19 protein-coding genes, 2 pseudogenes and 1 riboswitch are annotated in these 24694 nt (G+C 72.3%); of the genes and pseudogenes, 9 read left to right on the forward strand and 12 right to left on the reverse strand.

What is annotated here, in order from left to right:
* The first annotated feature begins 366 nt into the window (after window positions 1-366).
* A complete protein-coding gene (locus AB0D49_RS09250) occupies window positions 367-1209 on the forward strand; it encodes an HAD family hydrolase (RefSeq protein WP_362753292.1) in 843 nt (280 codons plus the stop codon).
* 194 nt (window positions 1210-1403) lie between these two features.
* Here AB0D49_RS09250 and AB0D49_RS09255 read toward each other — a convergent pair whose 3' ends face one another.
* Both AB0D49_RS09255 and AB0D49_RS09260 read right to left on the reverse strand, forming a co-directional pair.
* The gene (locus AB0D49_RS09255) at window positions 1404-1886 is read right to left on the reverse strand and encodes a transglycosylase SLT domain-containing protein (RefSeq protein WP_362753442.1); all 483 of its coding nucleotides are present in this window, start codon (window positions 1884-1886) and stop codon (window positions 1404-1406) included.
* 14 nt (window positions 1887-1900) lie between these two features.
* A riboswitch (cyclic di-AMP (ydaO/yuaA leader) is annotated at window positions 1901-2107 on the reverse strand.
* A 269-nt stretch (window positions 2108-2376) separates the two neighbouring features.
* Window positions 2377-4581, reverse strand: a complete 2205-nt coding sequence (locus tag AB0D49_RS09260; protein WP_362753295.1) for a CocE/NonD family hydrolase — start codon at window positions 4579-4581, stop codon at window positions 2377-2379.
* 378 nt (window positions 4582-4959) lie between these two features.
* Here AB0D49_RS09260 and AB0D49_RS09265 point away from each other — a divergent pair, with 378 nt between their 5' ends.
* From AB0D49_RS09265 to AB0D49_RS09280, 4 genes are all read left to right on the forward strand, one after another.
* A complete protein-coding gene (locus AB0D49_RS09265) occupies window positions 4960-5970 on the forward strand; it encodes a polyprenyl synthetase family protein (RefSeq protein ID WP_362753298.1) in 1011 nt (336 codons plus the stop codon).
* Window positions 5971-6404: 434 nt separating this feature from the next.
* The gene (locus AB0D49_RS09270; RefSeq protein ID WP_362753301.1) at window positions 6405-7619 is read left to right on the forward strand and encodes a DUF2092 domain-containing protein; all 1215 of its coding nucleotides are present in this window, start codon (window positions 6405-6407) and stop codon (window positions 7617-7619) included.
* Between the two features lie 135 nt (window positions 7620-7754).
* Window positions 7755-8729 carry an ABC transporter ATP-binding protein gene (locus tag AB0D49_RS09275; RefSeq protein ID WP_362753304.1) on the forward strand — a complete coding sequence of 325 codons (975 nt, stop codon included), beginning with the start codon at window positions 7755-7757 and terminating at the stop codon, window positions 8727-8729.
* Window positions 8716-9714: an ABC transporter permease gene (locus AB0D49_RS09280; protein ID WP_362753307.1), complete on the forward strand. Its 999-nt coding sequence runs from the start codon at window positions 8716-8718 to the stop codon at window positions 9712-9714. Before AB0D49_RS09275 ends, AB0D49_RS09280 begins: the two co-directional genes overlap by 14 nt.
* 36 nt (window positions 9715-9750) lie before the next feature.
* Here the strand turns inward: AB0D49_RS09280 and AB0D49_RS09285 are convergent, their stop codons facing one another.
* Together AB0D49_RS09285 and AB0D49_RS09290 are read right to left on the reverse strand one after the other, a co-directional pair.
* Complete coding sequence (locus AB0D49_RS09285; RefSeq protein ID WP_362753310.1) at window positions 9751-10347, reverse strand: NAD(P)H-dependent oxidoreductase; 597 nt, start codon at window positions 10345-10347, stop codon at window positions 9751-9753.
* 99 nt (window positions 10348-10446) lie between these two features.
* Window positions 10447-11943: an amidase family protein gene (locus AB0D49_RS09290; RefSeq protein ID WP_362753312.1), complete on the reverse strand. Its 1497-nt coding sequence runs from the start codon at window positions 11941-11943 to the stop codon at window positions 10447-10449.
* A 263-nt stretch (window positions 11944-12206) separates the two neighbouring features.
* Between AB0D49_RS09290 and AB0D49_RS09295 the strand changes: the two genes are divergently transcribed.
* Entirely contained in the window at window positions 12207-13451 is a 1245-nt protein-coding gene (locus AB0D49_RS09295) for a tetratricopeptide repeat protein (RefSeq protein ID WP_362753314.1), read from the forward strand.
* A 69-nt stretch (window positions 13452-13520) separates the two neighbouring features.
* Here the strand turns inward: AB0D49_RS09295 and AB0D49_RS09300 are convergent, their stop codons facing one another.
* A complete protein-coding gene (locus AB0D49_RS09300; protein WP_362753317.1) occupies window positions 13521-14471 on the reverse strand; it encodes a M28 family metallopeptidase in 951 nt (316 codons plus the stop codon).
* Window positions 14472-14639: 168 nt separating this feature from the next.
* On the reverse strand, window positions 14640-15116 hold the full coding sequence (locus AB0D49_RS09305; protein WP_362753320.1) for a VOC family protein: 477 nt from the start codon (window positions 15114-15116) through the stop codon (window positions 14640-14642).
* 132 nt (window positions 15117-15248) lie between these two features.
* On the opposite strand from AB0D49_RS09305, the gene AB0D49_RS09310 reads away from it, so the two are divergent.
* Window positions 15249-15848 (forward strand): ABATE domain-containing protein, encoded by a 600-nt coding sequence (locus AB0D49_RS09310; RefSeq protein ID WP_362753324.1) that lies wholly within the window; start codon window positions 15249-15251, stop codon window positions 15846-15848.
* A 304-nt stretch (window positions 15849-16152) separates the two neighbouring features.
* Here AB0D49_RS09310 and AB0D49_RS09315 read toward each other — a convergent pair.
* Window positions 16153-16572: pseudogene (locus AB0D49_RS09315) on the reverse strand (helix-turn-helix domain-containing protein); the annotation flags it as partial.
* Window positions 16573-16659: 87 nt separating this feature from the next.
* Here AB0D49_RS09315 and AB0D49_RS09320 point away from each other — a divergent pair.
* A complete protein-coding gene (locus AB0D49_RS09320; RefSeq protein WP_362753327.1) occupies window positions 16660-18138 on the forward strand; it encodes an MFS transporter in 1479 nt (492 codons plus the stop codon).
* Here AB0D49_RS09320 and rarD read toward each other — a convergent pair.
* Together rarD and AB0D49_RS09330 are read right to left on the reverse strand one after the other, a co-directional pair.
* A pseudogene (rarD, locus tag AB0D49_RS09325) lies at window positions 18123-18923 on the reverse strand (EamA family transporter RarD); the annotation flags it as partial. The gene AB0D49_RS09320 and the pseudogene rarD overlap by 16 nt on opposite strands.
* Before the next feature lie 209 nt (window positions 18924-19132).
* Window positions 19133-20005 (reverse strand): SDR family oxidoreductase, encoded by an 873-nt coding sequence (locus AB0D49_RS09330; protein WP_362753330.1) that lies wholly within the window; start codon window positions 20003-20005, stop codon window positions 19133-19135.
* A 98-nt stretch (window positions 20006-20103) separates the two neighbouring features.
* Here AB0D49_RS09330 and AB0D49_RS09335 point away from each other — a divergent pair, with 98 nt between their 5' ends.
* A complete protein-coding gene (locus tag AB0D49_RS09335) occupies window positions 20104-20511 on the forward strand; it encodes a helix-turn-helix domain-containing protein (RefSeq protein ID WP_362753333.1) in 408 nt (135 codons plus the stop codon).
* 94 nt (window positions 20512-20605) lie between these two features.
* Here AB0D49_RS09335 and AB0D49_RS09340 read toward each other — a convergent pair whose 3' ends face one another.
* The 3 genes from AB0D49_RS09340 to AB0D49_RS09350 form a co-directional block, all read right to left on the reverse strand.
* Window positions 20606-21685, reverse strand: a complete 1080-nt coding sequence (locus tag AB0D49_RS09340; RefSeq protein WP_362753336.1) for a 2-oxoacid:ferredoxin oxidoreductase subunit beta — start codon at window positions 21683-21685, stop codon at window positions 20606-20608.
* Window positions 21678-23624 carry a 2-oxoacid:acceptor oxidoreductase subunit alpha gene (locus AB0D49_RS09345; RefSeq protein ID WP_362753340.1) on the reverse strand — a complete coding sequence of 649 codons (1947 nt, stop codon included), beginning with the start codon at window positions 23622-23624 and terminating at the stop codon, window positions 21678-21680. Before AB0D49_RS09345 ends, AB0D49_RS09340 begins: the two co-directional genes overlap by 8 nt.
* Window positions 23625-23937: 313 nt before the next feature.
* On the reverse strand, window positions 23938-24597 hold the full coding sequence (locus AB0D49_RS09350; RefSeq protein WP_362753446.1) for a response regulator transcription factor: 660 nt from the start codon (window positions 24595-24597) through the stop codon (window positions 23938-23940).
* Between the last annotated feature and the right edge of the window lie 97 nt (window positions 24598-24694).

Consider the following 24694-nt stretch of genomic DNA (forward strand, 5'->3'; position numbering starts at 1 on the left):
CCGCGCCTCCCGGCGACCCTCCGCCGCCCCCGGCGACCACTCCCCGTCCTCCCGGCGACCGCCCGCCGCCCTCCCGGCGACCGCCCGCCGCCCTCCCGGCGACCGCCCACGGTCCTCCCGGAAGGTCTCCCTCCGGCCGTCCGCTCCCATCCCCCCGGCGGCCCGTCGGGAGGCGCGCCGGGCGACCCACCTCTGAGTGAAAAGCGGACCCGTTTTCAGCACGCGCGAGCAGCCGCGCAGATCCCCGCCGAAGTGAAAGGCCGCATGGTACAGGGGAGTTGATGGGGGCGGGAGGGACGTGAGGGAACCCGTCCGACGTCCGGTTAGGGCCGGGTCGGGGCCGCGCGATGTCCGTATTCTCTGATCATGGCCGCACCCACCGCATATGCCGCACGCACCGTGCGCAGCACGTTCGCCCTTGTCGCCACCGACCTCGACGGCACGCTGCTGCGCGGCGACGACACCTTCTCCGACCGCTCGCTGGCCGCACTGGCGCGGACCGCCGAGGCCGGTGCCCGGCATCTCGTGGTGACCGGTCGCCCGGCCCCCCGGGTGCGCCCGCTCCTGGAGCAACTCGGCAGCACCGGCCTCGCGGTGTGCGGCCAGGGCGCGCAGCTCTACGACGCGGGCGCGGACCGGCTGCTGTGGTCGGTCACCCTGGACCGGGAACTGGCGGAGACCGCGCTCGGCAAGATCGAGGCCGAGGTCGGAGAGGTGTACGCGGCGGTCGACCAGGACGGGGTCGACGGGCTCACGCTGATCGAGCCGGGCTATCTGATGCCGCACCCCACGCTGCCCGCGGTGCGGGTCGGACGCCGGGCCGAGCTGTGGACCGAGCCGATCAGCAAGGTGCTGCTGCGCCATCCCGAGCTGACCGACGACGAGTTGGCGTCGGTGGCCCGCGCGGTGGTCGGCTCGCTGGCGACGGTCACCATGTCGGGGCCGGGGACGGTCGAACTCCAGCCGTGCGGGGTGACCAAGGCGACCGGGCTCGCGCTCGCGGCCCGGCGGCTCGGTGTGCGCGCCGAGCACACCATCGCGTTCGGGGACATGCCCAACGACATCCCGATGTTCGACTGGGCCGGACACGGGGTGGCGATGGCCAACGCCCATCCCGAACTCAAGGCGGTGGCCGACGAGATCACCACGTCGAACGAGGACGACGGCATCGCCGTCGTCCTCGAACGACTCTTTCCTCAGGTCCGATAAGCAGGCCCCATAGGCAGGTCCCATGAGTCGGCCCCATAGGCAGGCCCGATAAACGGGTCCTATGAGCGGGTCCTATAGGCAGGCCCTATGCGAGTCCCGCCCTCCGGCAGTCGCCGCCCCCACGGCGCTCCGGCACCGGACCGCACGGCGCTCCCTGGGCGGGCCCCAACCCGCGCGGTGAGCCGTGCGACGGATCAGTACGCGCCGAACACGTTGTCGATCGAGCCGTACCGGTCGGCCGCGTAGTTGCACGCGGCGACGATGTTCGCGATCGGGTCGTACGGGTCGTAGATCGTCCCGGAGACGTGGTACGCGGCGAAGGTCGGGTCGATCACCTGGAGCAGGCCCTTGGACGGGGTGCCCGCGGCGGCGTTGGAGTCCCAGTTGTTGACGGCGGCCGGGTTGCCGGACGACTCGCGCATCACATTGCGGTGGATGGAGTCGTAGCTGCCGGGGATGCCGTTCTGCGACATGATGTCGAGCGCCTGGCGAATCCAGCCGTCGAGGTTGTTCGGGTAGGCGGAGGTGGCCGCCGAGACCGCGGTCGGGGTGGCGGCGGTGGCGCTGGTGGCGCCGATGAGCGGCAGGGCGAGCACGGCGGCGCCGGTACCGGCGACGGCGAGCTTGCGGGTGATGCGGCGGACGCGCGGGGAGCGGTGCGCGGACATGACAGACATGACGGACATAGGGAACGGTTCCTCTCCTACGCCTACGAGGTGAGCTGTCGGGTTCGGGCGGGGAGGTGCCCGGCCGGCCTTGCGGCACGGCTTCACCCCGAGCCGTTCCGGACGATCGCAGTCGCGTAGCGGTACAAGCGGTACTACGCGGTTCTGCGGTGTCCGGCCCGGCGACTTACCTGGGTCCCCCGCTCCTGCCGTGGATCTAGTGAGTTGGTGCGGGCGGTGGCAGGACTCGGCGTCCGCCCGACTGGCCGGGAACGTATGCGAGAGCGGATGTCCGAAACAAGTGGCGGAATCACAGATCACCGCTTCTGATCTTCCTTCGCCCCTTTGCCGCACATGATCCTTTGCAGCTGAAAAGGGTCAACTCGTGAAACGGGGAAGGGGAATCGGTGTGCGGCTGCGGAGGAGTTGTGGGCGGCGGCGAGTGAGCCACATCACGCCCGTTCGCAAGAGTGGCAAATCGGGCAATGCACCCAAGTGCCTATTAACTAGCGGTGCGTGGAGTCCGATGCTCCCAGGTGCGATGGAAGACGACCTCGCGACCGAGGGTGCAAATCACCTCATTAACGGTCAAAAACTCCGTCGCCGTGCAGCTCATCTCCGACCGGACCCGGACCCTGGTGTCCCAGGCCGCGTCCGGCCGGTGCAGCCGGATCGTCCGGTCCGACCGGCTCCGCGCCGAGAGCGCGTCACCGTCCCGGACCGTGTACGACTCCAGGGCCTCCTCGGTGACCTCCAGACCGTCCGGATGCACCCAGGTGCCCCGGGGGCCGGGCGCGATCTCCAGCCGCCACTCGCCCCTGGCCACGTCCCGCACCACCAGCCGCCCGGGACGCGGCGCGTCCAGCGTGACGGCGGAGACGACACCGAGCGGCTCGGCCTGCTCGGGCGTGTCGTCGGGGGCGCCCACATGTACGTCGTCCGGTGCCTGGGCCGGTGTGTCGCCGGGGGCCTGTACATGTGCGTCGCCTGGTGCCTGGGCCGGTGTGTCGCCGGGGGCGTCCCCATGTGCCTCGCCCGGCGGCTCCACCGGCGCGTCGCCCGGCGCCTCCACATGTGCCCCGCCCGGCGCCTCCCCAGGCACCCCCACCGCCGCCCCCACCGGCGCCTCCGCAGACGTCGTCCCCGCCGGAGCCCGCCGTACCGGCAGCTCCAGGGAGCTGCCCGCCGGGTCCAGGAAGAACCCGGCCTCGGAGCCGGGCTGCGGCCACACCCAGGGCCAGTACGCGGAGGACACCGCCAGCCGCACCCGGTGGCCCGGTGCGAAGACATGCCCCAGGGTGCCCAGCGCGAAGGAGACCTCTTCGGTCGCGCCCGGCGGCCACCCCACCGCCCGCTCCCGCCCCGTCCGCGCGGAGAGGTTCAGCACGCCCCGGGTCACCAGCGTCGAGGAGCCGTCCGGGGCGATGTCGCACAGCCGGGCGATCACCTGCCCGCGCGGCACCTCGCAGCGCAGCCGCAGCCGCACCAGGGGCCGCCCCAGCACCGCCGTCCCCGCGCCGAGCGGGAAGTCGAAGCAGACCGACCGCCCGTCCTCCGCCCGCTGGTCCGGCGGCAGGTCGGCGTCCTCCCCGCGCGGCAGGAAGGCGCCCGCGTCCACCCCCGTGTGCATCGGGGAGCGGACGAGGACGGGGGCGCCCTGGAGGGCGTACACGACCGGCGTGACGTACGGGGAGGGCCAGCCGGGCTCGCCGGTCCAGCGGCCGGGCAGGCTGCCATAGGAGGGCGCCGGGGCGTGCGCGGTGGTCAGACGGACGCGCAGCGGCGGATCGGTGTCCACGCCCGTGTCCCGGCCCTTGAGCCAGCGGTCCCACCAGCGCAGGGTCTCCTGGAGGAAGCCGATCGCCGGTCCCGGCGGACGGCCCCGGTCCGGGTAGGTGTGCGGCCAGGGGCCGAGCAGCCCGCGCACCCGCCCGGCCGGGAGATGCTCCACCAGCCGCAGCACGGTGTCGCGGTACGGGTCGTGGAGCCCGCCGACGGTGAGCACCGCCGCCCGGATCGCGCCATAGTCCTCACGGACGGCGCCGGAACTCCAGTACATGTCCCGCACCTGGTGGTCCAGCCAGTCGTGCGCGGGCGGTTCCAGGGCGTCCAGCCGGTACCGCCACAGGTCGCGCCAGCCGTCCCCGACATGGCGGGGGTCCGGCGGACGGGCGGCGAGCGCCAGCAGCCGTGCCGACCAGCCGGGCAGATCCGCCGCGAGGACGGAACCTCCCGCGTACTGCCCGTCGTTGTCGTAGTGGTCGTCCGTGGCGCAGACACTGACGACCGCCTTGAGCGGTCCGGGCGCGAGGGCCGCGGTACGCAGTGCGAGGGAGCCTCCCCACGAGATGCCGATCATGCCGACCCCGCCGTCGCACCACGGCCGCGCCGCCAGCCACTCCACCACCTCGGCGGCGTCCGCCGCGTCCGCCGCCGGACCGCCTCCGGGCACGCCCCCGCTGTTGCCGTGCCCGCGCGCGTCGACCCGGACGCTCGCATAGCCGTGGCCCGCGTACCAGGGGTGGCGCTGGGCGTCACGCGACGCGGTCATATCGGTCAGCCGGAACGGAAGGAGTTCGAGCAGCGCCGGTACGGGGGTATCGGTGACCGGGCGCCACACACGGGCGTAGAGCAGCGTCCCGTCGCTCAGCGGGACCCGGACGTCCTGGTGGGTCGTCGCACAGGGGAAGGAGGTACGGATGCGCATCGGACGGACCACCGAGCTAGGACGGACCACGGGACGGGAACCGACCACCGGACGTGAGCTGGTCACCAGACTCCGGCTGACCCCCGGTGGACGGCGTCGCGGGAGGCACCGCCCGCGAACTGGCTGAAAATGATGCGGTCGGCTCTCGGTATCGAGAGGCAATCCGCGACACTTCTTCCTATTGCGCTGCAATTCAATAAATACCCGCTCGTATCAGGTGATCAAAAACATACCGGGCCTGATCCGATACCGCCCGTGCTGTGCGGTGGGCGGCATCCGTGATCGAAACATGACCGGATACGCTGACGTGAGTGATGGCAGCGACCTATCGACATACCGGGTAATCGCCAGTAGACACCAGCAGACAGGAGACCCCTCGTGACCGTCGTCGGGCCGTTCGGGCTGAGCGTGCGGGACCAGGTTCTGGAAGCAGATGTCCAGGCCGGATTGGTGGCTGTCGAGGAAGGGCTGCTAGAGGCCACCAAGAGCGAGGTGCCGTTCATCACGGAGGCCGCGCAGCACCTGGTGCGGGCCGGCGGCAAAAGATTCCGGCCACTGCTGGTGATGCTCTCCGCCCAGTTCGGCGACCCCTATGCCCCCGGGGTCGTGCCCTCCGCCGTCGTCGTCGAGCTGACCCATCTGGCCACCCTCTACCACGACGACGTGATGGACGAGGCCGCCGTCCGGCGCGGAGTGGCCAGCGCCAACACCCGCTGGGGCAACTCGGTCGCCGTCCTCACGGGTGACTTCCTGTTCGCCCGCGCCTCGCACATACTGGCCGACCTCGGGCCGGAGGCCGTACGGGTGCAGGCCGAGGCGTTCGAGCGGCTGGTCACCGGACAGATCCTGGAGACCGCGGGACCCGCCGACGGCCGTGACCCGGTCGACCACTACCTCGATGTGCTCGGCGGCAAGACCGGTTCGCTGGTCGCGGTGTCCTGCCGGTTCGGCGCGATGATGTCCGGCGCCGACGAGTCCGTCGTCGACGTCCTCACCCAGTACGGCGAGCGGCTCGGTGTCGCCTTCCAGCTCGCGGACGACGTCCTGGACATCGCCTCCGACGGCCATGAGTCGGGCAAGACCCCGGGCACCGATCTGCGCGAGGGCATCGCCACGCTGCCGGTGCTGCGGCTGCGGGAGCGCGCCCAGCGGCTCGGCCTCGCCGAGGACCTCGCCCTGTGCGAGCTGCTCGACGGCGACCTCACCGACGACACCCGGCACGCCGAGGCGCTCACCGCCCTGCGCGCCCACCCGGCCCTGGAGCAGGCCCGGCGGGACACCGTCCGCTACGCCGAGGAGGCGCGCGCGGCGCTGGTTCCACTGCGCGACTGCGACGCCCGCGCCGCGCTGGAGGAACTGTGCGACGCGGTGGTCCACCGGGCGGGATAGACACGGTGGTCCCCGGGTCGCGATAGACGCGGTGGTCCACGAGTCGGGACGGACGTGGTGGTCCTCCGGGCGGGACAGACACGGTGGTCCACGGGGCGGAACGGGCATGGCGGTCCCCCGGACGGGACGGGGGACGACGGCCGCCGCGGGCACCGGACCCCTACGGGTCGCCACGCCCCTCGCCCGCCCGCGCGTCCACCGAGGGCACCGGACCCTTACGGGTGGCGGTAGCCGCGGGCGGTCGATGTCATACCGGGGCAGTACGCGGAGTTGACTCTGGGGGCTGACGCTTCCGGGCCGGTGATTTGGTCAGATGGTGCGTACGGAAACACACCACTGCTCACCGATTCGGGTGAGAATGGCGGCTCAGGGTGGGACCAGTGCACGGACGCGAAGAGACGGATGGCCGCCGCCGACACGGAGGTAAGGCACACATGGCACCGTACGAATCCGACGGCAGCACGACCGGCGCGGGCGGCGCGGGCGGCGACGACCCGCGTGCGGGCCGGCGCAAGAAGGCAGCGCGCTATGTCGTCCCGGTCGCGGTGACGGGGGTGGCGGTGGCGACCATCGGGCTGGTGCCCGCGATCGCCGACTCCGGGAGCCCCGACCTGCCCGAGATCAGCGCGCAGCAGCTCATCCAGAACATCGCCGAGTCGGACACCGAGCAGTTGTCCGGCACGGTGAAGATCACCACCGATCTCGGTCTGCCGGACCTCGGCGGCCTGGGCGGCGGTCTGGTCTCCGGGGCCGCCGGCGCCGGAGGCGACGACTCGGGCTCCTCGGCCGACCCGGGGACCAAGCTGACCGAGCTGGCCACCGGCACGCACACCCTGCGGGTCGCGGTGGACGGCCCCGACCGGCAGAAGATCTCCCTGCTCCAGAACGCGGCGGAGTACAACCTCATCCACAACGGCGACGACGTGTGGGGCTACGACAGCCAGTCCAACGAGGTGTACCACGCGTCCGCCGCCGGGGACGCGGACACCGGGCAGGACGTCCCGGCCACCCCCAAGGACTTCGCCGAGCAGGCCCTGAAGGCGGTCGACGACACCACGTCGGTCACCGTGGACGGCACCGCCCAGGTCGCCGGGCGCGATGCCTACAAGCTGGTCGTCAAGCCGAAGCAGTCCGGCTCGACCGTCGGCCAGATCACCATCGCGGTGGACTCGAAGACATACACCCCGCTGAAGTTCACCCTCACTCCGGCGAGCGGTGGCGCGGCCGTGGTCGACGCCGGGTTCACCCAGGTCGACTTCGCCCGTCCGGCCGCCTCGACCTTCGACTTCAGCCCGCCGAAGGGCGCGAAGGTCACCGAGGAGTCCGACGTCCCGGAGGGCGCGGCCCAGCCGCCGAAGTCCGAGGAGGACCTCACCAAGGGCGCCGGGGAGCCGACCGTGCTGGGTGAGGGCTGGAACGCGATCGCGGTCCTGGAGACCGGCGGCGAGGGCGTCCCGTCCGGCGCCGAGGTCGGCGGCGACTTCGGCGGCTTCCTGGACTCCCTCGGCGACCAGGTCAGCGGCAAGTTCGGGGAGGGCACGGTCTTCAAGACCCGGCTGATCAACGCCCTGATCACCGACGACGGCACGGTCTATGTCGGCGCGGTCACACAGGACGCGCTGGTGAAGGCGGCCGACTCGGCACAGTGACGGACGGGGCCGGACCCCCCCCAGTCGGGCCCGGCCCCTTCCTCGCCCTCCCATCCCGTCGCATCCCATCCCGTTCCCTTCCGCCCTGCTGTTCAATGTCCTGTCCTGGCCCGTACGACGATCGGGGAAGTCCGTATGGAGGAGGCGTCCGCCACGCGGTCGCGGCGGGAGCATGCGGACGGAGCCGTCATCCACACCCGTGCGCTCACCAAGCGCTACCGCGGCGGTCAGCTCGCCGTGGACGCGCTGGACCTGACCGTCCCGGCGGGCAGCGTCTTCGGCTTCCTCGGCCCCAACGGCTCCGGCAAGACCACCACCATCCGGATGCTGATGGGGCTGATCGAACCCACCTCGGGCACGGCCCGCGTCCTGGGGCAGCCCATGCCCCGGGCGTCCCGCGCCGTGCTTCCGCAGGTCGGCGCGCTGATCGAGGGCCCCGCCCTCTACGGCTTCCTCTCCGGGCGCGACAACCTGCTGCGCTACGACGCCGCCGACCCGACCGCCGACCCCCGCACCCGGCGGACCCGGGTCGGCGCGGCGCTGGAGCGGGTCGGGCTCGCGGCGGCGGCCGGGAAGAAGGCCAAGGCGTATTCGCTCGGTATGAAACAGCGGCTCGGGCTGGCCGCCGCCCTGCTCCAGCCGCGCCGCCTGCTGGTGCTCGACGAGCCGACCAACGGCCTCGACCCGCAGGGTATGCGGGAGATCCGCGCCCTGATCCGCGCGCTGGCCTCCGACGGCACCACGGTCTTCCTCTCCTCCCATCTGCTCGACGAGATCGAGCAGGTCTGCACCCATGCCGCCGTGATGGCCCAGGGGCGGCTGATCACCCAGGGGTCGGTCGCCGAACTGGCCGCCGGAGCGCGCGGCCGACTGGTGGTGGTCACGCCGGACACCGGGAGCGCGGCCCGAGTGCTCAAGGAGCAGGGGGTAGGGGATGTAGTCCTGGAGGACGACAGGGTCTCCGGGGAACCCTCTGAGGGGGAACTCGCCGATCTCAACGCCGCGCTGGTCGCGGCCGGGGTGCGGGTGCGCGGCTTCGCCGTGGAGCGGGCCTCGCTGGAGGACGCGTTCGTGGCGCTGACGGGGGAGGGCTTCGATGTCGCGGGCTGAGACCGGGACCGGGGAGCGGACGGGGGAGGCCACCGGGTCTGGGCCTGGGTCCGGATCTGGCGCCGGGTCCGGGTCTGGGTCCGGAGCGGGAGCCGCCTCGGGGACCGGGGGCGCTGTCGTGGCCCGGCGGGAGCCCAGCGCGCTGTGGACGTTCGGGCTGCTCCGCAGCGAGCTGGCCGTCACCTTCCGCCGCTGGCGCACCCTCGCGCTGCTCGGCGTCCTGGCCGCCGTACCGGTGCTCGTCGGGATCGCGGTGAAGATCGAGACCGGGGACGGGTCGTCGGTGGGCGGCGGCGGGGGAGGAGGCGGCGAAGGGCCCGCCTTCATCGCGCAGATCACCAACAACGGGCTCTTCCTGGTCTTCACCGCCCTCGCCGCCACCCTGCCGTTCTTCCTGCCGATGGCGGTGGGGGTGGTGGCGGGCGATGCCATCGCGGGCGAGGCGAGCGCCGGGACCCTGCGCTATCTGCTGGTCGCCCCGGCGGGGCGTACGCGGCTGCTGCTCACCAAGTACGCCACGGTGATCGTGTTCTGTGTCGCCGCGACCCTGACGGTCGCGGTGTCGGCGCTGGCCGTCGGGGCGCTGCTGTTCCCGCTGGGCGAGCTGACGACGATCTCCGGGACCAGGATCAGTTTCACCGAGGGGCTCGGGCGGGCGCTGCTGATCGCCCTGGTGGTCGCCGCGTCACTGGTCGGCGTCGCCGCGCTCGGACTGTTCGTCTCCACGCTCACCGGGAGCGGGATCGCGGCCATGGCGACGACGGTCGGGCTGCTGATCACCGTGCAGATCCTCGATCAGATACCGCAGCTGAGCGCCGTCCAGCCGTACTTCTTCTCGCACTACTGGCTGTCCTTCGCCGACCTGATGCGGGAGCCGGTGTACTGGGACGAACTGGTCAAGAACCTCGGGGTGCAGGCGCTGTACGCGGCCGTGTTCGGGTCGGCGGCCTGGGCCCGGTTCTCGGCGAAGGACGTGACGTCGTAGCGGGTGGGCGGGCCCGGTGACGGCACCCGCCGCCCCTTACGCGGGCGCGTGCGCCAGCTCGTAGGGGAAGCGGGCGAGCGGGGGCTCCTGCGCGAAGAAGGTCTCCGCCCTGGCCAGGGCCTCGGTGTCGGTGCGGACGTCGCCCGGCTTGCTGCCGTTGCCCAGCAGGACCCCGCCGAAGCGCATCCGCATATACGCGGCCGAGTTGTGCAGGGCGCCGATCAGCGGGTCCGCGACCTCGGACTCCTCGTGGGCCAGCGCGGTCACGCCCCACAGGGTGCGGCCGGACATCGTGTCGTGGAAGTCGATGCCCGGGGTGCGCAGCCAGCCCGACCAGTGGTCGAGGTAGCGCTTCATGGGCGCGGACAGGGTGTACCAGTACAGCGGTGAGGCGATCACGATGTCCGTCGCCGCGAGCGTGGCGTCCAGCAGCGTGGCCATCGGGCCCTCGGTGGGGCGGTGGTGGTCGCTGTCGTGCCGTAGATCCTGGAATTCGGGCACATCGAGGTCGGCGAGATCGATCCACTGCTGCTCGACATCGGCGGGCAACTGCGCGGCGGCCACCCGGGCCAGCAGCTCGGTGTTGCCATCGCTGCGGCTGCTGCCCAGGACGAAGAGGAAGCGGCGGGTCATGGCGTCTCCCGGATCGGCGAGTGTACGAGGCGGTCATGCCCGGACGGTGATGCCCGGACGGCGGCTTTATCCCGCGTACGGAGATTAAGCGCATCTGCATTATGTGCAGATGCATGGAACCCTGTCCAGTGCGGCCTCCGCCGCCACCGCCACCGCCAGCAGGAGGTCCTCCCTGCCGTGCGGGGCCACCACCTGGAGCCCGGCCGGGCAGCCGTCGCTGTCCCACCCGGCGGGGAGACTGATCGCCGGATGGCCACTGAGGTTGAACGCCCAGGTCAGCTCGGTGGAGTAGCGGTCACCGGGACCGTCGTGGCCATGCGGCCCGGTCGGCGCGGCGGGGGTGAGGAGCAGTTCCGCGTCGGCGAACAGGGCGGCGAGCCGGCGGTCGTTCGCGGCGCGGAGCGGGTGGACGGGGGCGGGGTCCGTGCCGGAGTCCGATGCGGGGGTCGTGCCGGGGGCGCGGAGGGCCAGCCAGGCGGGGGCGGGGTCGGTGAGGCGGAGGGGGGCGGGCGGGGGCGCCGAGGCGGTACGGGTTGTCCGGGCGACCGGGGCGGCCAGGGAGGTGGTCCCGGTGTCTGGTGTCGCCGGTCGTAGGACACCCGCGTCGGTGAGGCGGTGTACGGCGGCGAGGGCCAGGGCGACGGGCTCCGCGTCAGGCGTGGCGAACCCCAGGTCGGGCGACCAGACCGCAGTGAACGGGGGGAGCGGGGGCGTCGGGGACGCCGGGGGCAACGGGGGCAACGGGGGGAGAACAGGGAGCGAAGGAACCGGCGAGACAGGGAGCGGCAGCGCGGCGGAGCCGGACACCTCCGACCCGCACCCGGGCGTCACCGCCCCGCACCCGGACACCACCGCCCCACACCCGGGCGTCACCGACCCGCACCCGGGCGTCACCGCCCCCCACCCGGACACCACCGCCCCGCCCCCGGACACCACCGACCAGTACAGCGCCGCGTCCCCCGCGCAGCGCGCCAGAACACCCGGCGCCGTCAGCCCCGTGCGGTCGGCCACCGGCAGCCGCCCGTTGGTGATCTTCAGCCCCAGCACCCCGCACCACGCCGCCGGGAGCCGGATCGAACCCGCCCCGTCGGCGCCGGTCGCCAGCGGTACCAGCCCCGCCGCCACCGCCGCCGCGGCCCCCGCCGAGGAACCGCCCGGCGTCCGGTCCGCCCGCCACGGGTTGACCGTACGGCCGTGCCGTCCGCGCCCCCAGGTCTGCCAGGCGGTGCCCGGTCCGGGCACGGACGTGGCGCCCACCGGTACACACCCGGCGTCCACCAGCGCCCGCGCGTCCGCCGCGCGCAGCCCGCCGCGCCGCCCCTTCACCGCGAACGGCACCCCGGCCAGCGGCCCCGCCCCGCCCGCCGCGACCCGCGCGTCCACCTCCGCCGCCCGCCGCAGCGCCGCCTCCTCCCACACCTCGGAGAACGCGCCGAGCGCCGGGTCGGTCCGCTCGATCCGGTCCAGTGCCGCCGTCACGGTGTCGACCGCGCGGGTGACTCCGGAGCGGACGGCCGCGGCGATGGCGTGGGCGCAGGGACTGGGCTCGACGTCCCGTACCGGTCCCCCGCCCGCGAGCGCATTCATGGCATCCATGACGTCCATGGCATCAAATGAAGCCAGTTGAAAGTCCGTCGAAGTCCGTCGAAGTCCGTCGAAGTCCGTCGAGGTCCCTGAAGTCTGTCCAGCCCGTCGCAGTCCGTCGCTCGCCCGCTCACCGCGCGGACCTGCCGCCGCCACCGCGCCGGTTGTTGGGACCAGGCTGTGACGCCCCGGTGACGCGTGTACTCCGGGCAGGCGGGACACTCGACACAGGTGTGCGCGGAAGGCTCGCGGACACATCCGAGTGAGGGAAAGCGATGTCTCGACTCAGCCGCGAGAAGCAGCAGGAACCACAGCGCGCCGCCGACGACCCGGCCGCCGCACTCGCGGCGACCCCGATCGAGGTATGGGTGTCAGGCTCCGCGACCGGCGGTGCGTCCGTGGCCGGAGTGCCGGTCACCGCGGCGCCCGGTCAGGAACTCAAGCGGGCCGTGCTCGAACAGCTCCACCGTGCCGCCCGCGCCGCCGGACGCCCGGTTCTGGCCACGGTCCACGACGAGCGGACCGGCTACGTCATCCCGCTGTGGGTCGACCCCGACGGCACCAGCCGCCTCGCCGGTGAGCCGACGCCCCTGCCGACGACGCCTCCGCCCCCAGCCGCACCGGCATCCGCGTCGCCCTTCCCGCCGCCGACGCCCCTCGGCGAGCACACCCCGACCCATCCGCTGCGCGCCGCGCCCGGCACGGTCGTACCGCCGACCGGCGAGTTCGGGCCACCCCCGGTCATGGACGTGGACGGCCCCGACGCGGCCCCCGGCACCGACCTGGGACCGGACACGGCACGGACGCATCCGGAGAACCACCCGGACAACGCCCCCGCACCAGCCGCTCCCCCCGCACCTCCCACGCCGCCGGAGCCACCCCAAGCACCTCCCGCGGCCTCCGCACCTCCCGCACCCCCCGTACCCCCCGCCTCCCCACCCCTCCGCCCCCTCCTCCCCACGCACGATCTCGCGCTGGAGCCCGACCCCGCGCCCACCCCGACGCCGCCGCGCGGTTTCGACGCGGTCGCGGAAGCGGTGCTGGACGACCGGCCGCCCGCCCCGACCCCGCTCGCGGGGCCGATGACCCTGATCGGGCTGGCGGTCAAGGAGGGCCGGACCAACGACGCGGCCATCCTCGCCTCGCGGTCGCTGACCGAGGCGTCCCGGACGCTCGGCGCCGATCACACGGAGGTCCGCAGGCTCGCCGAACTCGCCGCCTATGTGGCCTATCTCGCCGGGGAGCCCGAGCGGGCGTTCACCCTCTCGCTCGACCTGGCGCGCGGCTACGCCGGTGCCGGGGAGGCGGAGGCCGCGTACGGCAACGTACAGAGCGCGGCGACGGCGTGGCGGGCGGTGCGGGACGCCGTGCGCGGGCTGGAGCTGGGGCGGGAGCTGATCGCCGTATGGACGGAGCTGGCGGCCGAACCCGGGGGTCCGGCCGCCATGGACGCGGAGGAGCTGGACACGGCGCGGGCCCGGATGGACCGGCTCACCGCCCGTGCCGCGCGGGCGCGGTAGCGGGCGGCGGCAGGCCCCGGGGGGCGACAGCTCACCGCCCGCGCCGAGCGGGGGCGCTGACCGGTCGGGTCAGTCCGACAGGTTCCAGATCGCGTACGCGACCGCGTCGGAGTTCCGGTCCAGTGCCGTGTCGTTGATGCTGGCGGTCGTGTCGCACGACGAGTGGTAGCAGCTGTCGAAGGCACGGCCCGCCGTACCGCCCCACTTGGCGGCCTGGGCGGCGGACTTGACCCGGCTGGCCCCGGTGAACAGACCGCCGACCGGTATGCCCACGTTCTTGAACGAGGCGTGGTCGGAGCGGCCGTCGCCCTCGGTCTCGATCTCGGTCGGGACACTGATGCCCGCGAAGTACGTCTTGAAGGTCTGCTCGATGGTGGGGTCGTCGTCGTAGACGAAGTAGCCCGGGTTCACGGAGCCGATCATGTCGAAGTTCAGATAGCCGTCGATCCGGCCGCGGTCGGCGGTGGACAGCCCGTTGACGTAGTTGCGTGAGCCGATGAGGCCGAGTTCCTCGGCGCCCCACCAGGCGAAACGCAGATGCTTCACGGGCTTGAGGTTCGCCCGGGAGACGGCCAGCGCGGTCTCCAGGACGGCGGCCGAGCCGGAGGCGTTGTCGTTGATGCCGGGACCCGAGGTCACGCTGTCCAGATGGGCGCCGGCCATCACGACCTGCTCCGGGTCGCCGCCGGGCCAGTCGGCTATCAGGTTGTAGCCGATCCGGCTGGAGGCGGTGAACTGCTGGACCGTGGTGGTGAAGCCGGCCGCGTCCAGCTTCGCCTTCACATAGTCCAGGGACGCCTTGTAGCCGGTCCGGCCGTGGGCTCTGTTGCCGCCGTTGGCGGTCGCTATGGACTGGAACTGGTTGAGATGGGCCTTGACGTTCGCGAGGGGGATGTCCGGTGCGGCGAGCACCGAGGGCCCGGAGGCGGGAGCGGCACCGGCGAGTGATCCACCGGTGAGCACGGTCGCGACCGCGACGACGGCAGCCGTGGCCGCCCGCCCGGAAACGGAGAGCTTCATGTGGGGGCTCCGAATTCCGTGGGGAAGCCCCGTGGGACGACCACAGGGATTCCACAGTGAATGGGGTGCCTGGATGGTGAAGCTGTGGCTGATTCTCCGTCAAGGGACGTATTCGGCCACGTGTTTGAAAACAAGGCTGGAGCGGCGACCGGGCGCGCCCCGCAGGGCCTAGTGGACGCAGTACTCGTTCCCCTCCGGGTCCGCCATCACCGCCCACGTCCCCTCCGCCGCCTTCACCTCGTGCAGCGCCCGCGCCCCCAGCCCGGTCAGCCGCTCCACCTCCGCGTCCCGCTGCCCGGTTCCGGGGTGCAGATCGAGGTGCAGCCGGTTCTTGCCGGACTTCTCCTCCGGTACCCGCTGGAACAGGATGCGCCGCCCGAGCCCGGTCCCGGACTCCTCGTCCACCGGATCGTCCGGATGCCGTACGGCGACCAGGTCCCGGAAGGCCAGCCGGTCGTGGAAGGCGACGGTGGCCTCGCGCGGCAGCGCGCCCAGCTCCAGCAGGCGCCGGATCAGGGCGTCGTTGTCCTCCACGGTGTAGTGCAGGGCCGCGCCCCAGAAGTCCGCCTGGGACTGGGGGTCCGCGCAGTCGATGACGAGTTTCCAGTGGATCGGTCCGGGGCTCGTGGTCTGCGGTGCGCTCATGTAACCATCTATAGTGGTTACGTGAGCGAGCGGGCAAGAGAGGCGCGAGAAAAGAAGGAAATGCCGGAAAGGGAGGGAATGGGGGAAGGCGGAGGGCGGACGGGTCCGGCGGCGCGGCCCCCCGGTATCGCCATGCGCTCCCGCGACGGCAAGCCGTACCGCTTCGATCCGGGCGCGCTCTGTCTTGAGCTGCTGACGACCGGCGCCCCCGGCGTCTTCGCCCGCTTCGAGGTGCTGCACGCACCCGCCGACCTGGTCGCCTGGGCGGCCCGCAGCCGTCTCCCGGAAGGGCTGGAACTCGCCGTCACCGAGGCCGAGTTGACCACCGTACGGGCGGTGCGGGACGTGCTCTTCCAGCTCGCCGTGGACCGGGCGCACGGCCGTCCGGCGGACCCCGGGCAGCTCGCCGCGCTCAACAGCGCCGCCGCCCCGCCGCCCCTCGTCCCCCTGCTCACCGCCGACGGCTCCCGGAGCTGGGCGCCGGGCCCGGCCACCGGGACGCAACTGCTCTCCACCGTGGCCCGGGACGCCATCGAGCTGTTCAGCGGGCCGTACGCCGACCGCGTCCGCGAATGCGGGGCGGGCGACTGCTTCCTGCTGTTCGTCGACACCTCACGGCCGGGGCGCCGCCGCTGGTGCGCGATGGAGCACTGCGGGAATCTGGCGAAGGTACGGGCGCACCGGGCGCGCCGGGCCGTCGGCGGGAACGACGACGCCGTCAGCGAGGAGTAGCCACCGGCACGGGCGCCGCCACAGCCCTATGCCCGGCCATGGGAGCCCCGGCCGCCATGGGAGTCCCGGCCGCCATCGGAGCCCCGGCCGCCGGAATCCCGCCCGCCGTACGGCCGTCCGCAGCAGCCGCCGCGCCCGCCGAAACCCCGCCGGCCGTAGGCGGAGCCGTCGCCGCCGCGCCCGCGGAAACCCCGCCGGCCGTAGGCGGAGCCGTCGCTGCCGCGCCCGCGGAAACCCCGCCGGCCGTAGGCGGAGCCGTCGCCGCCGCGCCCCCCGAAATCCCGCCCCCCGAAACCCCGCCCGCCTCCCGCGTGTCATACGCCGCCCGTGCCGCCGCGATCTCCGGCCGGTGCTCCTCCGTCCAGGTCACCAGGGACTGGATCGTGGCGTGCAGGGTCCGGCCGAGCGAGGTCAGTTCGTAGTCGACGCGCGGTGGCACCACCGGGTGCACGGTCCGCCGGACCAGTCCGTCGCGCTCCAACTGGCGCAGGGTGACGGTCAGCATCCGCTGGCTGACCCCGTCGATCTCCCGGCGCAGCTCGGTGAAGCGCAGCCTGCGGTGCTCCAGCAGGGCGATCACCAGCAGCGACCACTTGTCCGCGATCCGGTCCAGGATCTGGCGCACCTCGCAGTCCTCGCGGGTGTCCCACTGGAAGGGATCGGCATCGCCGTAGTCCACGGTGCCGTGGCAGTAACTCGGTGACTTCGAAGTGCCTTCTTCCATGTCTGGGGATGATGCCGCACTCTGTCCGTGGTTACAAGAGGGAACCGACCCTCACTCCCGTAACCGCCACACTCTCAAGGAGTCCCCATGGGCACCCGTGCCTGGGCGCTGTTGCTCGTCCTGTGCGGAACGATCTTTCTGGAGGGCATCGATGTCGCCATGCTGGGGATCGCCATCCCCTCGATCCGGGCCGATCTGGGCCTCACCACCGGTGCCGCGGCCTGGGTGATGAGCGCCTATGTGCTCGGTTACGCCGGTTTCACCCTGCTCGGCGGCCGGGCCGCCGATCTGCTCGGGCGGCGCCGGATGTTCCTCGGCGGGCTGGTCGTCTTCCTGGTCTTCTCCGGACTCGGCGGCGTCGGCACCGAGGGCTGGATGCTGATCGTCTCCCGGTTCGTGACCGGGATGGCCGCCGCCTTCATGACCCCCGCCGCGCTCTCCCTGATCACCACCTCCTACGAGGAGGGCCCGCAGCGCAACAAGGCGCTGCTGATCTTCGCCGGTACCGGCGCGGGCGGCTTCTCGCTCGGTCTGGTGATCGGCGGACTGCTCACCCAGATCGGCTGGCGCTGGGTGTTCTTCGCGCCGGTCATCCTGGCCGGGGCGATCCTGGTGGCGGCGGTGCGGCTGGTGCCGCGCGACCCGGCCGCGATGCGCGAGGCCCGCCGGGGAGGCTTCGACATCGCCGGTGCCGTCACCGCCGCGAGCGCCATGCTGCTGGCCGCCTACACCGTCGTACGGCTGGAGCACGGGCTGCGGGACTGGCCGGTGACGCTGGCGTCCGCGCTCGGGGCGCTGCTGTCCGGGGCGGTGTTCGTCGCCGTGGAGCGGCGGTCCGGGGCGCCGCTGGTGCGGCTCGGCATCCTGCGCAACGCGGCGACCGTACGGGCGGACCTCGGGGCGCTGCTGTTCCTCGGGGCGTTCTTCGGCTTCCAGTTCGTGGCCACGCTCTACCTCCAGGAACTGCGCGGCTGGTCCTCGCTCCAGACCGCGGTCGCGCTGATCGCGATGGGCGTCGACGCGGTCCTCGCCCCGACCCTGACCCCGCGCCTGGTCGAGCGCTACGGCAACGCCAAGGTGGTCCTCGGCGGCTTCCTGCTGGCCACGCTCGCCTACGCGCTGTTCCTGCCGGTCGGCATGGACTGGACGTACGCGGCCATGTTCCCGACGCTGATCCTCGCCGGGGTCGCCTTCGCGCTGGCCTACGGGCCGCTGACCATCGCGGCGACGGACGGGGTCGCCGCACACGAGCAGGGGCTCGCGGGCGGGCTGCTGACCACGGCGACCCAGTTCGGCTCGGCGGTCGGCATCTCCGCGGTGACCGCGGTCTACGGCCTGGCGTCGGCCGGGGCGGACCCCGCGGACCCGGCGGAGACGCTGTCCGCGTTCCGGGTGGCGCTGGCCGTGCCGGTGGTGATGGTGGCGCTCGGCGCGCTGGTCGCCGCCCTGAGCGTGCGGGCCGCCCGGCGCGAGGTGCGCAGCGCGTCCCAGGTCAGCATGGTCAGCGCCAGCCAGACCAGCGTGAACCCGGCCCAGCGCTCGGCGGGCATCGCCTCACGGAAGTAGAGGACGCCCAGCAGGAACTGGAAGACCGGGGCCAGGTACTGGAGCAGCCCCAGCGTCGACAGGGGCACCCGGATCGCCGCCGCGCCGAAGCAGATCAGCGGTACGGCGGTGACCAGCCCGGTCGCGGCCAGCAGCGCCGCGTGCCCGGCGCCCGACCCACCGAACGTCGACTCGCCCCGCGCGCCCAGCCAGAGCAGGAAGGCCAGCGCGGGCAGGAACTGTACGGCGGTCTCGGCGGCCAGCGACTCCAGGCCGCCGAGATTGACCTTCTTCTTGACCAGCCCGTAGGTGGCGAAGGAGAAGGCGAGGATCAGCGAGATCCACGGCGGTCGGCCGTAGCCGACGGCCAGCACCACGACCGCGGCGAAGCCGACCCCGACCGCCGCCCACTGCACCGGGCGCAGCCGCTCCTTGAGCAGCAGCACGCCCATGGCGATGGTGACCAGCGGGTTGATGAAGTAGCCGAGGGACGCCTCCACCACCCGGTCGTTGTTGACGGCCCAGATGTAGAAGCCCCAGTTGACGCTGATGGTGGCGGCGGCGACCACGACAAGACCGAGCCGCTTCGGGTCGCGCATCAGCTGCCCGGCCCACGCCCAGCGCCGGACGACCAGCAGGACCACGGCGACCACGGCCAGCGACCACACCATCCGATGGGCCAGGATCTCTAGGGCGCCGGACGGTTCGAGGAGCGGCCAGAAGAGGGGGACCAGCCCCCACATGCCGTACGCGGCGAAGCCGTTCAGCAGTCCTATGTGCCGCTCGCTCTTCGACTCCCGGGTCACGGGCCGCCTCCCTCACACCTCGCCCCGGGTGCCGTACCGGTCTGTCCGGCCCGCGGTCGGCCCGGCGGTGCCGGGTCCTGGACGACGGTAGCGCCGCGCGGGGCTCGCTGTCATGCCTGTAGTCGAATACGGTCATGACAGGCGGGGTGGGGGTAGCGGCGGGGCGGCGCTCAGTCCTTGAGCGGGCTGAGCGCCTTGGGTGCCGTCGCTCAGTCCTTGAGCGCGTCGAGCGCCGCGAGGCCCTTCCCGACCGCCTCGGTGAGCGGGGTGGTCGGACGCCCCGCGAGCCGGGAGAGGTCGGTTCCGCCGCCCGCCAGCTCGCCCTTCTCGATGGACACGTCGACCCCGGCGAGGATCGCGGCGAACGGCTCCGGCACCCCGGCCCCGGTCAGCATCGCCACCAGGGCGTCCGGGGAGACGTGCGCGTAGCCGATCTCCCGCCCGCTCCGCCGCCCCACCTCGGCCGCGTACTCGGTCAGGCTCCACGCGGTGTCCCCGAAGAGCTCGTACACCGTGTTCTCATGCCCCTCGCCGGTCAGGACGGCGACTGCGGCGGCGGCGTAGTCGGCGCGGGCGGCGGAGGTGATCCGGCCGTCACCGGCGGCGGCCACCACGGAGCCGTGCGCCAGCACCGGCGCGAGGTTCTCGGTGTAGTTCTCGTGGTACCAGCCGTTGCGCAGCAGCACGTACGGCACCCCGGAGGCCCGGACGACCCGCTCGGTGGCGCGGTGGTCGTCGGCGAGGGCGGCGGTCAGGCTCCCGGGGGCGCTGGTGTACGCCAGCAGCGCGACCCCGGCGACCCGGGCGGCGTCCACGACCACCGTGTGCTGGGCGACCCGGCCCTTGTCGAACTCGTTGCCGGAGATCAGCAGCACCTTGTCACCGGCGGTGAACAGCCCGTCGAAGGTCTCGGGCACGTTGTAGTCGGCGACCGCCAGCCGTACCCCGCGCTCCGCCAGGTCGGCGGCCTTCGCCGGGTCGCGCACCACGGCGGTGATCTGCCCGGCCGGCACCTTCTCCAGCAGCTGTGCGACGACATGGCGGCCGAGGTGGCCGGTGGCTCCGGTGACGACGATGGTCATGGGGGCGTCTCCCGTGGTCCGTACGAACGGTCTGTGCCACTCACCCTAGGTAGGGCACTAGCCAGGAGAAAGTACCCACTTTGAAGTAAGGTACCGGCATGTCGGTAAGTGAGGACGCGAGACGCGACGGGACCGTACGGGGCGACGAGGGGATGTGCCCGTACCGGCTGGTCCTGGAGCATGTCACCAGCCGCTGGGGCGTGCTGGTGCTGATCGCGCTGCTGGAGCGCCCGCACCGGTTCAGCGAGCTGCGCCGGGCGATCGACGGGGTGCGCCGGGTCAGCGAGAAGATGCTGACCCAGACCCTCCAGACGCTGGAGCGGGACGGGCTGGTCCACCGGGACGCCCAGCCGGTGATCCCGCCCCGCGTCGACTACTCCCTGACCCCGCTGGGCCACGAGGCCGCCGAACAGGTCCGGACGCTGGCGCTGTGGACGGAACAGCGGATGGACGCGGTGACACAGGCCCGGGAGAAGTACGACGCGGCACGGGTCGCCGCTGGGTGAGCCGGGGCGTGGAGGAAAGCACTACGGGCGGGGCCCGGATGCCGTATCGCGCATCCGGGCCCCGCCCGTACGTCCCGTAGGTCGCCGGGGCTGGTCACCCCACGACGGTCCAGGTGTCCCCGCCCGCCAGCAGCGCCGCGAGATCGCCCTTGCCGTGCTGCTCGATCGCGGTGTCGAGCTGCTCGGCCATCTGGGTGTCGTACACCGGCCGGTCCACCGAGCGCAGCACACCGATGGGGGTGTGGTGCAGGGTGTCCGGGTCGGCGAGCCGGGACAGGGCGAACGCCGTGGTCGGTGAGGCCGCGTGCGCGTCATGGACCAGGATGTCCGCCTCGTTCTCCGCGGTGACGTCGACGATCGCCAGATCGCCGGTGCGCGGATCGCGGACGACGCCCCGGGCGCCGTCGGCGCCGAACCGGATCGGCATACCGTGCTCCAGCCGGATCACCGCCTCCTCGGCGCGCTGCTTGTCCTTGAGGGCCTCGAAGGCGCCGTCGTTGAAGATGTTGCAGTTCTGGTAGATCTCCACGAGGGCCGTGCCGGGGTGGGCGGCGGCCTCGCGCAGCACCTGGGTGAGGTGCTTGCGGTCGGAGTCGATGGTGCGGGCGACGAAGGACGCCTCCGCCCCGATGGCCAGCGACACCGGGTTGAAGGGCGCGTCGAGCGAGCCCATCGGCGTCGACTTGGTGATCTTCCCGACCTCGGAGGTGGGGGAGTACTGGCCCTTGGTCAGCCCATAGATCCGGTTGTTGAACAGCAGGATCTTGAGGTTGACGTTCCGCCGCAGGGCGTGGATGAGGTGGTTGCCGCCGATGGACAGGGCGTCGCCGTCGCCGGTGACCACCCAGACCGACAGATCGCGGCGCGAGGTGGCCAGGCCGGTGGCGATGGCCGGGGCGCGCCCGTGGATGGAGTGCATCCCGTAGGTGTTCATGTAGTACGGGAAGCGGGAGGAGCAGCCGATGCCGGAGACGAAGACGATGTTCTCCTTGGCGAGACCGAGTTCGGGCATGAAGCCCTGCACCGCCGCGAGAATCGCGTAGTCACCGCAGCCGGGGCACCAGCGCACTTCCTGATCGGACTTGAAGTCCTTCATGGACTGCCGGGCCTCGGCCTTGGGGACGAGCGAGAGTGCCTCGATCGTGCCCGTGCCTTCCGTGGACGTCTCAGCCATCGATGGCCTCCTTGAGCGCCGTGGCGAGCTGTTCGGCCTTGAACGGCATGCCGTTCACCTGGTTGTAGCTGTGCGCGTCGACCAGGTACTTCGCCCGGATCAGGGTGGCGAGCTGGCCGAGGTTCATCTCGGGGATCACGACCTTGTCGTACCGCTCAAGGACCTCGCCCAGATTCCGCGGGAAGGGGTTGAGATGGCGCAGATGGGCCTGCGCGATCGGCAGCCCCGCGGCGCGCAGCCGTCTGACCGCCGCGGTGATCGGCCCGTACGTCGATCCCCAGCCCAGCACCAGCGTGCGGGCTCCGGCCGGGTCGTCGACCTCGACGTCCGGGATGTCGATCCCGTCGATCTTCGCCTGCCGGGTGCGGACCATGAAGTCGTGGTTGGCGGGGTCGTACGAGATGTTGCCGGTGCCGTCCTGCTTCTCGATGCCGCCGATGCGGTGCTCCAGGCCGGGCGTGCCGGGGACGGCCCAGGGGCGGGCCAGTGTCTGGGGGTCGCGCTTGTACGGCCAGAAGACGTCCGTGCCGTCGTCCAGGGTGTGGTTCGGGCCCTGCGCGAACTGCACGGTGAGATCGGGCAGTTGCTCCAGCTCCGGGATGCGCCAGGGCTCGGAGCCGTTGGCCAGGTAGCCGTCGCTGAGCAGCAGCACCGGGGTGCGGTAGGTCAGCGCGATCCGGGCGGCCTCGATGGCCGCGTCGAAGCAGTCGGCCGGGGTGCGCGGGGCGACCACCGGCACCGGTGCCTCGCCGTTGCGCCCGAACATCGCCTGGAGCAGGTCCGCCTGCTCGGTCTTGGTCGGCAGCCCGGTGGACGGGCCACCGCGCTGGATGTCCACGACCAGCAGCGGCAGCTCCATCGAGACCGCGAGCCCGATGGTCTCCGCCTTCAGGGCGACGCCGGGGCCGCTGGTGGTGGTGACGGCGAGGGAGCCGCCGAAGGCCGCGCCGAGCGCGGCGCCCACCCCGGCGATCTCGTCCTCGGCCTGGAAGGTGCGTACCCCGAAGTTCTTGTGCCGGCTCAGCTCGTGCAGCACGTCCGAGGCCGGGGTGATCGGGTACGAGCCCAGGTAGAGCGGCAGATCCGCCTGACGGGACGCGGTGATGAGCCCGTACGCGAGGGCCAGATTGCCCGAGATGTTGCGGTATGTACCCACCGGGAAGGCGGTGGACGCCGGGGCGACCTCGTAGGAGACCGCGAAGTCCTCGGTGGTCTCACCGAAGTTCCAGCCCGCGCGGAACGCGGCGATGTTCGCCGCCGCGATCTGCGGCTTCTTCGCGAACTTCGACGTCAGGAACTGCTCGGTGCCCTCCGTCGGCCGGTGGTACATCCAGGACAGCAGACCCAGCGCGAACATGTTCTTGCTGCGCTCGGCCTCCTTCCGGGACAGCTCGAAGTCCTTGAGCGCCTCCACCGTCAGCGTGGTCAGCGGCACCGGATGCAGGTGGTAGCCGTCCAGCGAGCCGTCCTCCAGCGGGTTCTCGGCGTAGCCCACCTTCTGCATCGCCCGCTTGGTGAATTCGTCGGTGTTGACGATGATCTCGGCCCCGCGCGGCAGATCGCCCACATTCGCCTTCAGGGCCGCCGGGTTCATGGCGACCAGGACGTTGGGGGCGTCGCCCGGGGTGAGGATGTCGTGGTCGGCGAAGTGGAGCTGGAAGGACGAGACGCCGGGCAGGGTCCCGGCGGGGGCGCGGATCTCGGCGGGGAAGTTCGGCAGGGTCGACAGGTCGTTGCCGAAGGACGCGGTCTCGGAGGTGAACCGGTCACCGGTGAGCTGCATGCCATCACCGGAGTCCCCCGCGAACCTGATGATCACCCGGTCCAGCCGGCGGACGTCCTTACCTCCCGCCGGTTTGCGCTGCTCCCCCACGACGGTCCCGTCGGTTCCATCGGTCCCGTCGGCCTGTTCCTTCTCGCTACTGACCTGGCTGGTCACTGAACTGGACCTCCTTCGAGGCTGCTGTCGGGACAGGGCCCTCCCGCAGGCCCACCCAGGATCAACCCTACGTCCGCGGGGGTCGCCCGCTCGGGGCCATTCGCATGATGAACACTCCATAGGGACCACTCCCCACCCGGACGAGGGGTGTGGGCCGTACGGGTGACAGGGGTCGTCCGGACCCGCCGGACACGCCGGACCGGCCGGACCGGCGGACGCCCGGCCGTCACCGTCCGGTGTCCGATGACCGTCCCCGTCCGGTGTTTGATGACCGGCCCTGTCCGGTGTCTTCTGACCGTCCCCGCCCGGTGTCTCATGAGTTGAGATAGGTGAGGACGGCGAGCACCCGCCGGTGGTCCCCGTCGCTGGGCGACAGGCCCAGCTTCAGGAAGATGTTGCTGACGTGCTTCTCCACGGCCCCGTCGCTCACCACCAGCTGCCGTGCGATGGCCGAGTTCGTACGGCCCTCCGCCATCAGCCCCAGCACCTCGCGCTCCCGGGGGGTCAGCCCCGCCAGCACGTCCTGCTTCCGGGACCGGCCGAGCAACTGGGCGACCACCTCGGGATCCAGCGCCGTACCGCCCCGCGCGACCCGCACCACGGCGTCCACGAACTCCCGGACCTCCGCCACCCGGTCCTTCAGCAGATACCCGACGCCCCGGCTCGACCCGGCCAGCAGCTCCGTCGCGTACCGCTCCTCCACGTACTGCGAGAGCACCAGCACCCCGAGCCCCGGATGCGCCTTGCGCAACCGCACCGCGGCCCGTACGCCCTCGTCCGTGTGGGTCGGCGGCATCCGGACGTCCGCCACCACGACGTCCGGCAGCGCGCCCTCCGCGTCCAGCTCGGTCACGGTCTTGATCAGCGCCTCGCCGTCGCCGACCCCGGCGACCACGTCGTGCCCCCGGTCGGTGAGCAGCCGGGTCAGTCCCTCCCGCAGCAGCACCGAATCCTCGGCGATGACCACCCGCACCCTGTCCTCCACGATCCTTGGCCCCCACCCCGCCCCGCCACCGCTCCCCGGCGACCGGCTTCGACCCATGACTTGTACAAGTCCAGCATTCCAGTAT

It is taken from the genome of Streptomyces sp. NPDC048290 (genome assembly GCF_040652095.1).
In the GTDB taxonomy this organism is placed as follows: Bacteria; Actinomycetota; Actinomycetes; order Streptomycetales; family Streptomycetaceae; genus Streptomyces.